Source organism: Burkholderia sp. ABCPW 11 (assembly GCF_001523445.1).
In the GTDB taxonomy this organism is placed as follows: Bacteria; Pseudomonadota; Gammaproteobacteria; order Burkholderiales; family Burkholderiaceae; genus Burkholderia.
Genome location: NZ_LOVM01000002.1, coordinates 22,264 through 36,153 on the forward strand (window position 1 = coordinate 22,264; position 13,890 = coordinate 36,153).

15 protein-coding genes are annotated in these 13,890 nt (G+C 67.2%); 10 read left to right on the plus strand and 5 right to left on the minus strand.

Annotated features, from left to right (window positions below):
- The first annotated feature begins 1 nt into the window (after position 1).
- Complete coding sequence (locus tag WS61_RS00885) at positions 2-1,210, plus strand: glycosyltransferase (RefSeq protein WP_059498837.1); 1,209 nt, start codon at positions 2-4, stop codon at positions 1,208-1,210.
- On the opposite strand, the gene WS61_RS00890 is transcribed toward WS61_RS00885, so the two are convergent.
- Complete coding sequence (locus WS61_RS00890; RefSeq protein WP_059498838.1) at positions 1,167-1,856, minus strand: cephalosporin hydroxylase family protein; 690 nt, start codon at positions 1,854-1,856, stop codon at positions 1,167-1,169. The genes WS61_RS00885 and WS61_RS00890 overlap by 44 nt on opposite strands.
- A gap of 25 nt (positions 1,857-1,881) precedes the next feature.
- Here WS61_RS00890 and WS61_RS00895 point away from each other — a divergent pair, with 25 nt between their 5' ends.
- Positions 1,882-2,847 carry a phosphotransferase enzyme family protein gene (locus WS61_RS00895; protein ID WP_059498839.1) on the plus strand — a complete coding sequence of 322 codons (966 nt, stop codon included), beginning with the start codon at positions 1,882-1,884 and terminating at the stop codon, positions 2,845-2,847.
- A 12-nt stretch (positions 2,848-2,859) separates the two neighbouring features.
- Here the strand turns inward: WS61_RS00895 and WS61_RS00900 are convergent, their stop codons facing one another.
- The gene (locus WS61_RS00900; RefSeq protein WP_059498840.1) at positions 2,860-3,438 is read right to left on the minus strand and encodes a polysaccharide deacetylase family protein; all 579 of its coding nucleotides are present in this window, start codon (positions 3,436-3,438) and stop codon (positions 2,860-2,862) included.
- Positions 3,439-3,454: 16 nt separating this feature from the next.
- Entirely contained in the window at positions 3,455-4,009 is a 555-nt protein-coding gene (locus WS61_RS00905; RefSeq protein ID WP_179949646.1) for a hypothetical protein, read from the minus strand.
- A gap of 283 nt (positions 4,010-4,292) precedes the next feature.
- Here WS61_RS00905 and WS61_RS00910 point away from each other — a divergent pair, with 283 nt between their 5' ends.
- Positions 4,293-4,775, plus strand: coding sequence for a DUF2501 domain-containing protein (locus WS61_RS00910; RefSeq protein WP_059498841.1), 483 nt, complete (start codon positions 4,293-4,295; stop codon positions 4,773-4,775).
- Between the two features lie 151 nt (positions 4,776-4,926).
- On the opposite strand, the gene WS61_RS00915 is transcribed toward WS61_RS00910, so the two are convergent.
- Positions 4,927-5,292 carry a hypothetical protein gene (locus tag WS61_RS00915; protein ID WP_027784520.1) on the minus strand — a complete coding sequence of 122 codons (366 nt, stop codon included), beginning with the start codon at positions 5,290-5,292 and terminating at the stop codon, positions 4,927-4,929.
- A 319-nt stretch (positions 5,293-5,611) separates the two neighbouring features.
- On the opposite strand from WS61_RS00915, the gene WS61_RS00920 reads away from it, so the two are divergent.
- The 3 genes from WS61_RS00920 (at position 5,612) to WS61_RS00930 (ending at position 9,068) form a co-directional block, all read left to right on the plus strand.
- The gene (locus WS61_RS00920) at positions 5,612-7,048 is read left to right on the plus strand and encodes an aldehyde dehydrogenase family protein (protein WP_059498842.1); all 1,437 of its coding nucleotides are present in this window, start codon (positions 5,612-5,614) and stop codon (positions 7,046-7,048) included.
- 122 nt (positions 7,049-7,170) lie between these two features.
- The gene (locus WS61_RS00925) at positions 7,171-8,361 is read left to right on the plus strand and encodes a nitronate monooxygenase family protein (protein WP_059498843.1); all 1,191 of its coding nucleotides are present in this window, start codon (positions 7,171-7,173) and stop codon (positions 8,359-8,361) included.
- A 65-nt stretch (positions 8,362-8,426) separates the two neighbouring features.
- A complete protein-coding gene (locus tag WS61_RS00930) occupies positions 8,427-9,068 on the plus strand; it encodes an OmpW family protein (RefSeq protein ID WP_059498844.1) in 642 nt (213 codons plus the stop codon).
- Positions 9,069-9,141: 73 nt separating this feature from the next.
- Here WS61_RS00930 and WS61_RS00935 read toward each other — a convergent pair whose 3' ends face one another.
- The gene (locus tag WS61_RS00935) at positions 9,142-9,345 is read right to left on the minus strand and encodes a DUF1289 domain-containing protein (RefSeq protein WP_059498845.1); all 204 of its coding nucleotides are present in this window, start codon (positions 9,343-9,345) and stop codon (positions 9,142-9,144) included.
- Positions 9,346-9,752: 407 nt separating this feature from the next.
- On the opposite strand from WS61_RS00935, the gene WS61_RS00940 reads away from it, so the two are divergent.
- The 4 genes from WS61_RS00940 to WS61_RS00955 all read left to right on the plus strand — a co-directional run bounded on the left by WS61_RS00940 (position 9,753) and on the right by WS61_RS00955 (position 13,835).
- A complete protein-coding gene (locus WS61_RS00940; RefSeq protein ID WP_059498846.1) occupies positions 9,753-10,847 on the plus strand; it encodes a polyamine ABC transporter substrate-binding protein in 1,095 nt (364 codons plus the stop codon).
- An 86-nt stretch (positions 10,848-10,933) separates the two neighbouring features.
- Entirely contained in the window at positions 10,934-12,094 is a 1,161-nt protein-coding gene (locus WS61_RS00945; RefSeq protein ID WP_059498847.1) for an ABC transporter ATP-binding protein, read from the plus strand.
- Positions 12,091-13,017: an ABC transporter permease subunit gene (locus WS61_RS00950; RefSeq protein WP_059498848.1), complete on the plus strand. Its 927-nt coding sequence runs from the start codon at positions 12,091-12,093 to the stop codon at positions 13,015-13,017. The genes WS61_RS00945 and WS61_RS00950 overlap by 4 nt, the downstream gene beginning before the upstream one ends.
- Positions 13,014-13,835 carry an ABC transporter permease subunit gene (locus WS61_RS00955; RefSeq protein WP_059498849.1) on the plus strand — a complete coding sequence of 274 codons (822 nt, stop codon included), beginning with the start codon at positions 13,014-13,016 and terminating at the stop codon, positions 13,833-13,835. The genes WS61_RS00950 and WS61_RS00955 overlap by 4 nt, the downstream gene beginning before the upstream one ends.
- Positions 13,836-13,890: the final 55 nt, after the last annotated feature.

A 13,890-nucleotide genomic window follows, 5' to 3' on the forward strand; every position in this document is an offset into this window, starting at 1 on the left:
CATGAAACGCATCCTGTTCTGCGTGGTGCCCGAGAAGGGCCACGTCAATCCCTGCATCGGCCCGGCCCAGCATCTGCGCGCCGCCGGTTGCGACGTCGCGTTCTATGCGCCGGCCGACATCAGCGAACAGCTCGACGGCGCCGGCGACTTCGCGTTCGTCGGGCCGCGCGAGACGCCCGAACGCCACGACCTGTCGCGCGGCGCGAGTTTCGCCGCGAACATTCGCGACGCCGACTGGCTGCGGCACTGGATCCGCACACTGCTGATCGACCTCGCGCCCGCGCAGGTGGACGGCATCCGCGCGGTGCTGCGCGAATGGCAGCCCGACGTGGTCGTGATCGATCCGCTGCTCTATGCCGCGGCGATTGCCGCCGAACAGGAAGGGCTGCCGTGGGTCTCGATGTCCAATTCGCTGAATCCGGTGCTGCCGGACGATCTGGATTCGGAACTGCTGCGCACGGTGCGATGGCTGGAACCGGAACGCACGCGGCTGTTCGCGCGCTACGGCCTCGACGCGCGCTTTCGCGGTTGCGACGTGCTGTCGCCGCACCTGACGCTCGCGTTCACGACCGACGCGCTGGTCGGCGCGCCGCCGCCCGGCGTCGAACTGGTCGGCCCCGCGATGCCGTCGGGCCCGCGCGGCGACGAGACGGCGTTCCCGTGGGAACGCGTCGATGCGGATCGCCCGCTCGTCTATATGTCGCTCGGCAGCCAGCTTTACTACCATCCGGCGCTGTTTGCGAAGGTGATCGAGGCGACGCGCGCGACGTCCGCGCAACTGGTGCTGTCGGTCGGCGAGTTGGTCGATTCGGATCTGCTGCCGGCCGGCGACGAACGCGTGATCGCGGTACGTTACGCGCCGCAACTGGCGCTGCTGCGACACACGCACGCGTTCGTCAGCCACGGCGGCGCGAATTCGGTGATGGAGTCGCTCGCGTGCGGCGTGCCGATGCTGCTGTCGCCGTTCTGCAACGACCAGTTCCATTCGGCGTACTTCGTCGAGCGGGCCGGCGCGGGCTGCGTGCTCGATCTGCAGCAGGCCGGCGTCGTGGAAATCGTCGACGCGCTCGAGCGTCTGTTGCGCCCGGGATCGTTGCGCGAGCAGGCGGCGCGGATCCGCGACAGCTATGCCGCGCGCGACGGCTCCGCGCAGGCCGCCCGCCTGATCAGCGCACTCGCTTCAGGAAGCCGCCTGGCGACAGCGTCATGAGTACGCGGTCCTCGATGTCGTGATCGACGTCGAACCGTTCGTCGCGGGCCAGAAATTCGCGTGTGGCCGTGGCCGGGTTGTTGCCCCGGCCGTACGGCTTGCCGTCGAACATCGACTCGGGCAGGTATTCCATGATGGTGTCCATCACGATCGCGTAGCTGCCGGGCGTCACGAACGGCGCATAGCATTCGAGTTCGCGCAGCACGTGCGCATGCGTATGCGTGAGATCGAGGATCGCCATCACGCGTGCGCCGTCACCGATCTGCGCGCGCACCGAGGCGAGCGTGTCGGCCGCGCACGATTCGCCTTCGATCAGCACCATGCGGTGGGCGAGCCGGTGCGCGTGCAGGCGCTGCCTGACCTTGTCGCGCAGGCGCGGTTCGATCGCGACGACGCGGCCCGGGTTGCCCGCCAGCTCGAGCATCGACGCGGTGAACACCACGCCGCCGCCCGCGGCGATGCCGGTCTGGACGATGCAGTCGGGGCGCTCGCGCCAGATCAGTTCCTGCAGCGCGAGCATGTCGCCGGGCAGATGGAAGAAGCGCTCGCCGAGCCAGCGGGTCTGGAACAGATGGCCGAATTCGGCGGCGCGCGTCAGCCATTCGACGTTGATGTCCCGCATGCGGGCCGAAGGACGCTCTGACATGGTCAATGCAACGAATAGGAGTGACGTGAAGACGCTGGAACCGTGGCTACAGCGGCACTGGAACATCGGGCCGGCGCGCCTGCGGGCGCTGGCGTCGGGCCATACTAACAAAACGTATCTCGTCGAATGCGATGCGGGGCGCACGGTGCTGCGCGTGTCGTGGGCCGGCAAGCCGGTCGGGCAGTTACGACGCGAGGCGTCGATACTCGGCCGTCTCGCCGATGCGCGCATGGCGTCGAAGCTGCCCGCGCTGCCTCGGCTACGGCCGACCGTCGATGCGCAAACAGGCGTGCGGACGTGCGACGGAAGCTGGCTGCATCTGTTCGAGCATATCGACGGCCGTCCCGGCTTGCCGGACGACCCGCACGCTGGGGCGACCGATGCGATGCGCACGCTCGCGCATCTGCATACGGCACTGGCCGCGATCCCCGCGAGCGAAGCGGCGCCGCTGGCGTGGTTGTCCGCACGTCATGCGCGTGTGGCGGCGCGCGCGATGCCGTCGCTGCCGAGCGACCTGCGCGACGCTTACGACACGGTGATCCGGCGGATCGGCGCGCATCTCGACGCAGCGTCGTCGTGGCTCACGGGGCAGGTGCATTGGCTGCACGGCGACTATCACGCGGGCAACCTGCTGTATGTCGGCAACGCGGTGAACGGCGTGCTGGATTTCGACGATGTGGGGCAGGGGGCGCAATGGCTCGAGGCGGCCTTTGCGTCGTTCGCGCTGTCGCGCGATGCGGGCCGGGACGACTGCTTCGTATTCGACCGTGCGCGATGGGCGGCCTGCCTGCAGGTTTATGCGGCGACGCGGGCCGAGGCGGCGCCCGAATGGCTGCGCGACAACCGCGAGCCGTTGATGGCGCTGTTCTGCGCGGACCAGACGCTGATCCATCTCGAAGCCGCGCAGCGCGGCCTATGGATGCCGGGGCCGGGCATCGGATTCCTCGGCGGCTGGCGTCAGTTGCTCGACGGGGCGCGGCCCGCGGATTAGCCGGCCGTCGCGTCAGCGCTGCCGGTTCAGGAACAGCCGTACGGCTTCGACCGTGTTGGGCCGCGCGTCGCCGTGCCGCGATCCGTCGTGCAGGCAGAACAGCACGTCGCGATGCTGCGCCGCGCAGGCGTCGACGTGCGCGCACATCGCGTCGAACAGCGCCTGCGGCGATGGCGCCGGCCGCTGCCAGTCGTCCAGTATCGCGGTCCAGCCTGTGTGTTCGCGTTGCAGGCGCGCGAGCACGGCGGCGCGCTCGTCCTGCGGCAGCAATCCGTACGGAAGACGCAGCGGGATCGCGTCCGGCGCGGCGAGGCCGGCGCGGCGGTAGACGTCGCGAATCAGCGCATCGGTCGTGTGGATTTCGTCGATCAGTGCGACGTCCGCGAGCGCTCCCGGCCGCGCATGCGAATGGGTGTGATTGCCGAGCCGATGGCCTTCGCGCGCGATTCTCGTCGCGACGTCGAGCGCGCCCGCCAGGTGCTTGCCGAGCACGAAGAAGGTCGCCGCGCACGATGCATCGCGCAGCACGTCGAGCAACGCGGGCGTAGACGGGCCGGGGCCGTCGTCGAAACTGAGGTGAATGGAGGTCATCGGTCGCCGGGGCCGCTCACTGAACCGGGTCGATGGCCAGCGGGCACGTGCCGACCGGACGCAGCCGGGTGCCGGTCCATTCATGGAAGAACCGGGCCGCGTTCGCGTTGCCGTCGCCGCAATCGTCGTCGAAGCAGCCGGCGACGATCAACGGCCTGCTGCCGGCACGGAAGTCGACGCGCTCCTCGTCGTTGCCCATCACGCCCGAGACGGCCTTCACGCCGGGTGTCGTGTACGTCGCGCTAGTGTCCTCGTCGACGATCGCGACATTTCGGCAATCCGTTCCGCAATCCCGGATCGCGATGCGGTCGTGACCGGCAAAATTGGCCGGTTGCGCGAATTCGTCACGGATGACGGTGCGATACAGGTGCGCTTCGTCGCAGGCGAACCGGGGCGACGCGGCCGGTTTGCGCGGCGCGCGGGCGGCGGCCGGTGCCGGATAGCGGTCGAACGAAGGCGACGCGCAGGCCGCGGCCGCCGTGGCTGCGGATGCGGTACCGGCGGTACCGGCGCCGGCCATCAGCGCGCTCGATGCGCCGGCGATCGGCAGAAGTCGATGGGCAAGCGCCACGCGAGTGTCCTTCATGTGCGAGGTTGATGTCGGGTCGCAGCGGCCGAACGGTCGGCGACGACGATTCTATGACGCTTCGCGCGGGCCGGCGAGACGGAATGGCGGTCGCACGCCTGTCGAGCCGGCGAGGCCGCGCGCAATCGCGCGTCAAGCATTGTCAAATCGCCGCGATATCACGATGCCTGACGTTTCATGCGGCTCCGGAGGCTGTCATGCCGCGGTCGATTGAGTATCCTTGGATGCGAATCGCGGTACTCACGCAGTCACAACCGGGAGGCTTTACATGAATGCACGTCTTTACCGCGCGACCGTTGCCGGCGCGCTGATCGGATTGCTCGCGCCGTTTTCGGTCGCGCATGCGCAACTGGGCGACGTCCTGAAGCAGGTCGGCGGTGGCGGCGATTCGGGCGGCAGCGCGGGCGGGGCGCTGGGCAACCTCGGCGGACTCGGTGGCGCACTGACGGGCGGCGGCGGTGCGTCGCTGATGCCGGGCAGCACCGGCAACGTCGCGGGCCTGCTGCAGTTCTGCATCCAGAACAACTATCTCGGCGGCGCAACAGGCGGCGGCGCGGCGTCGGTGAAGGACGCGCTGATGGGCAAGCTCGGCGGCAACGCGTCGTCCGACAGCGGCTATACGAGCGGCGCGAGCGGGATCCTCGACGCAGGCAACGGCAGCAAGCTCGACCTGAGCGGCGGCGGCCTGAAGCAGCAGGTGACCAAGCAGGTTTGCGACAAGGTGCTGACGCAGGCCAAGTCGCTGCTGTAAACGCATCGGCACGCATCGCGCGTGCCGGCGCCGGGGGCGGTGCGCACGCACCGAACCCCGGCGATCATTCCGGCCGTGACGTTCGTCGCGGCGAAAAGCGCGTCGCGCTCGGCGATGCCGCGCCCCGTCGCACGGGCGGCCCTCGTGCGGCTCAATCGGCCAGCCGCTTGTCCGCGAGCGCCTTGCAGCAGTCCTCGTACACCCATTGCACGAGTTTGGCCCGATAGTCGAGATCGTCGGTATCGACGATTTCCTCGACCGCGTCGCGCGCCCACGACGCGTCGACGAACCCCGCATGCCGCTTCGCGATGTCCTGCGCGAGCGCCGCGAGCCGGGCGACCGCGAGCCAGTCGGCCTGGCGGTGATGACGGTCGAGCCAGCGGTGGGCGGCCTGGACCTGGAACGCGGCGTCCGGCCACGATTCGTTGAGGTAAAACGCGCCGAGGTTGCCGCAGGTGAGCCAGCAAAGCAGCTCCAGGCGGTCTTGCGAGCCGAGGGTATGGGATGCGTCGGACATGGCAGCGCTCACGAAGTGCGTCGATTCCGGGCGGCGCCGGCCGCAACGGGCCGATGCCGATAATAAAAACATAGCACGATGCAGGCCCGGCCGCGCACCCTGGCGGATGCCGACGTGGCGGCGACCCGACGAATGCGTTGCCGGCCACGCGCGGCGAGCGGCGGACAGCGGACAGCGGACAGCGGACGGCGGAGCACCGGCGTGACGGCGTGACGGCGCTCCGACGCGACGGCGCCCGGTCCTTTCGAACGGCTGTCATTCGTCACACCAGTCACCGGAACGCTCGCTAGAATGTCGGCTTCCCTGGAGGCGGAACACGATGAAAATCTACGACCAGTTCTACATCGACGGCGCATGGCGCAAACCGGCCGGCACCGGCACGATCGACGTGATCGATTCGGGCACCGAAGCCGTGATCGGCCGGATTCCCGAGGGCGTCGCGTCCGACGCGCAGGACGCGATCCGCGCGGCGCGCGCGGCCTTCGACGCATGGGCGGCCACGCCGGCCGCGACGCGCGCGGGTTACCTGCGCAAGATCGTCGAGCATCTGCAGGCGCGCAGCGAGGAACTCGCGCAGTCGATCACCGGCGAAGTCGGCATGCCGATCAAGCTGTCGCGCGCGATCCAGGTCGGCGGCCCGATCTACAACTGGAAGGCGTACGCGAAGCTCGCCGAATCGTTCGAATTCGAGGCGCAGGTCGGCAATTCGCTGGTGGTGCGCGAGCCGGTCGGCGTCGTCGCGGCGATCACGCCGTGGAACTACCCGCTCAACCAGATCACGCTGAAGGTCGCGCCGGCACTCGCGGCCGGCTGCACGGTCGTGCTGAAGCCATCCGAAGTCGCGCCGCTCAACGCGTTCATGCTCGCCGAAGCGATCCACGCGGCCGGGCTGCCGGCCGGCGTGTTCAACCTCGTGTGCGGGTACGGCCCGGTCGTCGGCGAGGTGCTGGCGACCGATCCGGACGTCGACATGGTGTCGTTCACCGGCTCGACGCGCGCGGGCAAGCGCGTGGCCGAGCTGGCGGCCGCGAGCGTCAAGCGCGTCGCGCTGGAACTGGGCGGCAAGTCGGCGTCGGTGATCCTCGACGATGCCGATTTCGCGACGGCGGTGAAGGGCACGGTCAACGCGTGCTACCTGAACGCCGGCCAGACCTGCTCGGCGCATACGCGGATGCTGGTGCCGGAAGCCCGCTACGACGAAGCGCGCGAGATCGCGAAGGCCGCGGCCGAAGCGTACGTCGCGGGCGACCCGCGGCAGGAGACGACGCGCCTCGGCGCGCTGGCGTCGGCCGCGCAGCAGCAGCGCGTGCAGGCGTACATCCAGCGCGGGATCGACGAAGGCGCGGAACTCGTGACGGGCGGCACCGGTTTGCCGGAAGGGCTCGCGAAAGGCTTCTTCGTGAAGCCAACCGTGTTCGGCCGCGTCGATCCGAAATCGACGATCGCGCAGGAAGAGATCTTCGGGCCGGTGCTGTCGATCATCACGTATCGCGATGAAGACGAGGCCGTGCGGATCGCGAACGATTCGCCGTACGGGCTCGGCGGCGCGGTGTGGGCCGGCAGCGACGAACGGGCGATGCGCGTCGCGCGCCGCATCCGCACGGGGCAGGTGGACATCAACGGCGGTACGTGGAACGGCGCCGCGCCGTTCGGCGGCTTCAAGCAGTCGGGGCACGGCCGCGAGAACGGCGTGTACGGGCTCGAAGAGTATCTCGAATACAAGTCGATGCAACTGAAGCCGGCGAAGCCGGCCTGAGCGCCGCTCGCGGCCCGAACCGGAAACGGCACGTTCGCGTGCCGTTTTTTATTGACGGCCGTCAAGGTGCGCGGCGGTGGATCGTCGATCATCGCGATTCCGATGTTCCGACGAGGTTTCAGATGACCGTACGCACTTCCTTTCCGCCGCTGACGATTCGCGGCCGCACCTTGCTGCCCGTCGTGCAGGGCGGCATGGGCGTCGGCATCTCCGCGCACCGGCTGGCGGGCAGCGTCGCGCGCGAAGGCGCGGTCGGCACGATCGCGAGCATCGACCTGCGGCACCATCATGCGGATCTGCTCGCGCGTTGCCGCGCGCAACCCGATCGCGCGACGCTCGAAGCGGCGAACCTCGACGCGCTCGCGCGCGAGATCCGTCTCGCGAAGACCTACGGCGAAGGGCGCGGGATGATCGCGGTCAACGTGATGAAGGCGGTGAGCGCGCATGCGGATTACGTGCGGGTCGCGTGCGACGAGGGCGCGGACGCGATCGTGATGGGCGCGGGCCTGCCGCTCGATCTGCCCGACCTCACGCAAGGGTGCGACATCGCGCTGATTCCGATCCTGTCGGACAGCCGCGGGATCGCGCTGGTACTGAAGAAATGGATGAAGAAGGGGCGCCTGCCCGATGCGATCGTGATCGAGCATCCGGCGCACGCGGGCGGGCACCTCGGCGTCACGCAGATCGACGACATGCATGACGGCCGTTTCGATTTCGCGCGCGTGCTCGACGAAACCGAACAGGTGATGGCGTCGCTCGGTCTCGCCCGCGACACGATCCCGCTGATCGTGGCCGGCGGGATCAACAGTCACGACACGGTGCGCGCGGCGTTCGCGGCCGGCGCGAACGGCGTGCAGGTCGGGACGCCGTTCGCGGTGACGGAAGAGAGCGATGCGCATCCGCAATTCAAGCGCGTGCTCGCCGATGCGACGCCCGACGACATCGTCGAATTCGTCAGCGTGACGGGGCTGCCGGCACGTGCGGTGAAGACGCCGTGGCTCGATCGTTACCTGCGCAACGAGACGCGCATTCGCGACAAGCTCGGCGCGCTGAAGCAGCGCTGTCCGACCGCGCTCGAATGCCTGAGCGTATGCGGGCTGCGCGACGGCATCGAGAAATTCGGCCACTTCTGCATCGATACGCGGCTCGCGGCCGCGCTGCGCGGCGACGTCGCGAACGGACTGTTCTTCCGCGGCCGCGAAGCGTTGCCGTTCGGCCGTGCGATCCGCAGCGTGCGCGATCTGCTCGAGCTGCTGCTGACGGGCAGTGCGACCGAGCCTGCGGCAAACCGTCCCACGTTTACGCTGGCTTGACCAATATCAAGATGGCGAAAAGACCCTATTGGGAGAATGGTAACCATTCTTTGGGGGTCCGTACCATGCATAAAACGATTCGAACTTGTGTCACCGCAGCCGCCGTCTTGGCCGGCATCGTCGCGATGCCGTCGCTGTCGCACGCGGCGTCGCCGGGCGACGGCATCAACCAGGGCGACGTACTGGTCCGGCTGCGCGCGATCAGCATCCAGCCGAACGAGCGCGCGAGCGATACGCTCGGCGCAATCAACACGGGCGTGAACAACGCAATCGTGCCCGAGCTCGACTTCACGTACATGATCCGCGACTACCTCGGCGTCGAGCTGATCCTCGGCACGTCGCGGCATCAACTAACGTCGAGCCTCGGCAATCTCGGCGGCGTGGGCGTGCTGCCGCCGACGCTGCTGCTGCAGTATCACTTCAACCATGCGGGCAAGGTGCGGCCGTACGTCGGCGCCGGGTTGAACTACACGTACTTCTACAACAACGGGCTCAACGTCGGCGGAGAGGGCGTATCGATCAACAAGAGCAGCTTCGGCCCCGCGCTGCAGTTCGGCGTGGACGTGCAGCTGACGAAGAAGGTGTTCATGAACGTCGACGTGAAGAAGATCTGGATGAGCACCGATGCGACGCTCGGCGACAAGGGCATCGGCACGCTGCACATCGATCCGCTGATCGTCGGCGTGGGCGTCGGGATGAAGTTCTAGACGCGACGGAAAGAACAGAGTTGGGGTTGGCGGCATGGCGGTCGGCATGCCGCTCTTTTTTTGCGCGGCGGATTTACAGCTTGTCGTACTGGAAGCGCATCGCGGTGCCTTCGCGCGCGATGCGCTCCCATACCGCGCGCTTTTCGTCGTCGCTCAGGAACACCCAGTTCGAGACTTCGGCGGCCGTGCGGCCGCAGCCCTTGCAGACTTCGTCGAAGAGCGTCGAGCACACGCCGATGCAGGGGCTGTCGGGGAGGTCGTGAAGATTGGATGCCATCGGGAGGGTTCGCGCAGTTGAATCGTCAGCCGCCATTTTAATGCATCGCGGCGGCCCGGCCGGCCGCCGACGCTGGCGGGTCGCCCGGCGCGGCGGCGGGACGGGCCGGCCGTGTTCGCCGGGCGGGCGTACCCGCCATGCGGGCGCAGGTTCGTCGCCGTGCGTCTTTCCCGGTGGACAGCCGCCGATTACCCGATAGAATTCCCCCGGAACGCCCCGCCGCACGGGCAGTCCGATCGGCCGGCAGCGGGAATCTGTTCCGTTTGCGCGACACCGGCATGATTTTTTTGTGACGGGGCGCGAATGATGGTAGTTTTCGGGGTTTTCGAGGGGCGGCGCGCCAGAATGCGCCGCCATGACGAGGCAGACGGCAGCCGGGCAACGCGTCCGGCCGAAGGGAGAACGGGATGAAAGCAAAGGTAGTGGGCCGGTTCGCGGCGCTCGCGCTGTGCGTGGGTGCATCGGCGGCAGCGGCGAAGGATACGCAGCTCAATATCTATAACTGGTCGGACTACATTGCGAAGGACACGATCCCGAACTTCGAGAAGCAGGCGGGCGTCAAGGTCCGCTACGACAACTACGACAGCGACGACACGCTGCAGGCGAAGCTGCTGACGGGCAGCTCGGGCTACGACATCGTCGTGCCGACCAGCAACTACGCGGGCAAGCAGATCGCCGCCGGCATCTTCGCGCCGCTCGACAAGTCGAAGCTGCCGAACCTCAAGTATCTCGATCCGCAACTGATGGCGCTCGTCGCCGGCGCGGATCCGGGCAACAAGTACTCGGTGCCCTGGGCATACGGCACGACCGGTCTCGCGTACAACCTGACGAAGGCGCAGCAGGCGCTCGGCAAGGTGCCGCTCGACAACTGGGACATCCTGTTCAAGCCGGAAAACCTCTCGAAACTGAAGACCTGCGGCGTGTCGGTGCTCGACGCGCCCGACCAGATGTTCGCGGCGGCGCTGCACTACATCGGCAAGGATCCGATGAGCACGAACCCGGCCGACTACAAGGCCGCGATGGACGTGCTGAAGAAGATCCGTCCGTACATCACGCAATTCAACTCGTCGGGCTACATCAACGACCTGGTCGGCGGCGACATCTGCTTCGCGTTCGGCTGGTCGGGCGACGTCGTGATCGCGAAGCATCGCGCGATCGAGGCGAAGAAGCCGTACAAGATCGAGTACTACATTCCGAAGGGCGGTGCGCCGGTGTGGTTCGACGTGATGGCGATCCCGAAGGATGCGAAGAACAAGGAAGCCGCGCTGCAGTGGATCAACTACATCGAGGATCCGAAGGTGCACGCGGCGATCACCAACGCGGTGTACTACCCGAGCGCCAACGCGGAGGCACGCAAGTACGTGCGCCCCGACGTCGCGAACGACCCGGCGGTCTACCCGCCGGCCGACGTCGTGAAGACGCTGTTCCTGCTCAAGCCGCTGCCGCCTGAAATCCAGCGTCTGCAGACGCGTCTGTGGACCGAGCTGAAGTCGGGCCGCTGACGCGAGCCGAAGTGAACCCGCAGTCATGAAGCCCCTGGTGCCCCCGGGGGCTTTGTTCGTCTAACGCAGGAGAGAAGCAGCACATCATGAATAGCCAGTCGGGCGCGCCGGTCGCGGGCGCGCCGTTCTCCGTTCCTTCCTCCGGCGCCGATGCGCGCGCCGAGAACTTTGTCCAGATCGTCGACGTCGTCAAGAAATTCGGCGACACCGAAGCCGTGCGCAGCGTCAACCTGACCGTGCGCCAGGGCGAGCTGTTCGCGCTGCTCGGCAGCTCGGGCTGCGGCAAGTCGACGTTGCTGCGGATGCTCGCGGGCCTCGAGACGGTCACGTCGGGCAAGATCCTGATCGACGGCGAGGACCTCGCGCAGATGCCGCCGTACAAGCGGCCCGTGAACATGATGTTCCAGTCGTATGCGCTGTTCCCGCACATGTCGGTCGAGTCGAACGTCGCGTTCGGGCTCAAGCAGGAAGGCACGCCGAAGGCCGAGCTGAAGGCGCGCGTCGCTTCCGCGCTCGAGCTCGTGCAGATGGGCAAGTATGCGAAGCGCAAGCCGCACCAGTTGTCCGGCGGCCAGCAGCAGCGCGTCGCGCTCGCGCGTTCGCTCGTCAAGCGTCCGAAACTGCTGCTGCTCGACGAGCCGATGTCGGCGCTCGACAAGCAGATCCGCCAGCGCACGCAGATCGAGCTCGTCAACATCCTGAACAAGGTCGGCGTCACCTGCATCATGGTCACGCACGACCAGGAAGAGGCGATGACGATGGCGAACCGCATCGCCGTGATGAGCGAAGGCCAGATCGTGCAGATCGGCTCGCCGAACGAAGTGTACGAATATCCGAACAGCCGCTTCTCGGCCGAATTCATCGGCTCGACGAACCTGTTCGACGGCGTGACGGTCGAGGACGAACCCGATCACGTGTACATCGAATCGCCGGAACTGCCGAGCCGGCTGTACGTGAGTCACGGGATCTCGGGCCCGCTCGGCATGCCGGTCACGGTGTCGGTGCGTCCCGAGCGGATCGCACTCACGCGCAAGCCGCCCGAAGGCGCGTTCAACTGGGCGCGCGGCCGGATCGGCAACGTCGCGTACATGGGCGGCTATTCGCTGTATCACGTGAAGCTCGACGCGGGCAAGACGGTGATCGCGAACGTGTCGAGCCTCGCGATTTCCGAACTCGACACGCCGGCGCTCGGCGATGAGATCTACGTGCGCTGGAGCGCGACCGCCGGCGTGGTGCTGACGTCATGAACGCGTTCAAGTCCCTGCTCGAGTGGCCGGTGCGGCGCTTCAACCTGACGGGCGCCACGGCGGTCGTCGCCGGGCCGTTCACGTGGCTCGTGCTGTTCTTCCTCGTGCCGTTCGTGCTGGTCGTGAAGATCAGCTTCGCGGAGCTGCAGCTCGGCATCCCGCCGTATACGGAGCTCGCGTCGTACGCGGACGGCGTCGTGCACATCGCGCTGAACCTGTCGCACTACGCGTTCCTGCTCACGGACAGCCTGTATTTCGCGACCTACGTGAATTCGGTGTGGGTCGCCGCGATCACGACGCTGCTGTGCCTGCTGCTCGGCTATCCGATGGCGTACTACATCGCGCGCTCGAACCCGGCTACCCGCAACCTGCTGATGATGGGGGTGATGCTGCCGTTCTGGACGTCGTTCCTGATTCGCGTGTACGCATGGATCGGGATCCTGAAGAACAACGGGCTCCTGAACAACTTCCTGATGTGGATCGGGCTCACCCATACGCCGATCGAGCTGTACCGCACGAACTACGCGGTGTATATCGGGATGGTGTATTCGTACCTGCCGTTCCTCGTGATGCCGCTCTACGCGCACCTCGTGAAGATGGACCTGCGCCTGCTCGAAGCCGCGTACGACCTCGGCGCGAAGCCGTGGAAAGCGTTCGTGCAGATCACGCTGCCGCTGTCGAAGAACGGGATCATCGCGGGCTGCCTGCTGGTGTTCATCCCGGCGGTCGGCGAGTACGTGATTCCGGAGCTGCTCGGCGGCGCGAATACGCTGATGATCGGCCGCGTGATGTGGAACGAGTTCTTCAACAACGCGGACTGGCCGATGGCGTCGGCCGTGACCTGCGCGATGGTGTTGCTGCTGCTCGTGCCGATGGCGATGTTCCAGCACTTCCAGGCGAAGGAACAGGGAGGCCGTCGATGAAACCGAATCGCTACCTGCAGTTCGCGGCGCTGTTCGTCGGCTTCGCCTTCCTGTACATCCCGATCATCAGCCTGATCGTCTATTCGTTCAACGAGTCGAAGCTCGTCACCGTGTGGTCGGGCTTCTCGTTCCGCTGGTATGCGGCGCTCGTCGAGGACGACGAGCTGCTGGCGGCCGCATGGCTGTCGCTGAAGATCGGCGTGCTGACCGCGTTCGCGTCGGTGTTCATCGGCACGTGGGCCGGCTTCGTGCTCGCGCGGATGGGGCGTTTTCGCGGCTTCGCGCTGTTCAGCGGGATGATCAACGCGCCGCTCGTGATTCCCGAGGTGATCCAGGGGATCTCGCTGCTGCTGCTGTTCATCGAGCTCGCGAAGTGGATCGGCTGGCCGGCCGAGCGCGGCGTGTTCACGATCTGGCTCGGCCACGTGATGCTGTGCATTTCGTACGTCGCGATCATCGTGCAGTCGCGCGTGCGCGAGCTGAATCCGTCGCTGGAAGAAGCCGCGCTCGATCTCGGCGCGACGCCGCTGAAGGTGTTCTTCACGATCACGCTGCCGCTGATCTCGCAGGCGCTGATCGCGGGCTGGCTGCTGTCGTTCACGCTGTCGATCGACGACCTCGTGCTGTCGGCGTTCCTGTCGGGCCCCGGCTCGACGACGCTGCCGCTCGTCGTGTTCTCGCGCGTACGCCTCGGCCTGAACCCGGAGATGAACGCGCTCGCGACGCTGTTCATCATCGCGGTGACGGCCGGCGTCGTGATCGCGAACTTCGTGATGCTGCGTCAGGAACGCAAGCGGATGGCGGGGTTCGCGGCCTGACGGTCCGGCGGCTGCCGCCGTGAAAAACGCCCGGTGCCGACGACGAGTCGGGCCG

What these genes read in the sequence shown, in the direction of transcription:
- WS61_RS00930 (WP_059498844.1), top strand. Translation starts at nt 8,427, where the DNA reads ATGCATAAAACGATTCGAACTTGTGTCACCGCAGCCGCCGTCTTGGCC.
- WS61_RS00945 (WP_059498847.1), top strand. Translation starts at nt 10,934, where the DNA reads ATGAATAGCCAGTCGGGCGCGCCGGTCGCGGGCGCGCCGTTCTCCGTT.
- WS61_RS00890 (WP_059498838.1), bottom strand. Translation starts at nt 1,856, where the DNA reads ATGTCAGAGCGTCCTTCGGCCCGCATGCGGGACATCAACGTCGAATGG.
- WS61_RS00935 (WP_059498845.1), bottom strand. Translation starts at nt 9,345, where the DNA reads ATGGCATCCAATCTTCACGACCTCCCCGACAGCCCCTGCATCGGCGTG.
- WS61_RS00920 (WP_059498842.1), top strand. Translation starts at nt 5,612, where the DNA reads ATGAAAATCTACGACCAGTTCTACATCGACGGCGCATGGCGCAAACCG.
- WS61_RS00910 (WP_059498841.1), top strand. Translation starts at nt 4,293, where the DNA reads ATGAATGCACGTCTTTACCGCGCGACCGTTGCCGGCGCGCTGATCGGA.
- WS61_RS00915 (WP_027784520.1), bottom strand. Translation starts at nt 5,292, where the DNA reads ATGTCCGACGCATCCCATACCCTCGGCTCGCAAGACCGCCTGGAGCTG.
- WS61_RS00950 (WP_059498848.1), top strand. Translation starts at nt 12,091, where the DNA reads ATGAACGCGTTCAAGTCCCTGCTCGAGTGGCCGGTGCGGCGCTTCAAC.
- WS61_RS00900 (WP_059498840.1), bottom strand. Translation starts at nt 3,438, where the DNA reads ATGACCTCCATTCACCTCAGTTTCGACGACGGCCCCGGCCCGTCTACG.
- WS61_RS00940 (WP_059498846.1), top strand. Translation starts at nt 9,753, where the DNA reads ATGAAAGCAAAGGTAGTGGGCCGGTTCGCGGCGCTCGCGCTGTGCGTG.
- WS61_RS00885 (WP_059498837.1), top strand. Translation starts at nt 2, where the DNA reads ATGAAACGCATCCTGTTCTGCGTGGTGCCCGAGAAGGGCCACGTCAAT.
- WS61_RS00955 (WP_059498849.1), top strand. Translation starts at nt 13,014, where the DNA reads ATGAAACCGAATCGCTACCTGCAGTTCGCGGCGCTGTTCGTCGGCTTC.
- WS61_RS00925 (WP_059498843.1), top strand. Translation starts at nt 7,171, where the DNA reads ATGACCGTACGCACTTCCTTTCCGCCGCTGACGATTCGCGGCCGCACC.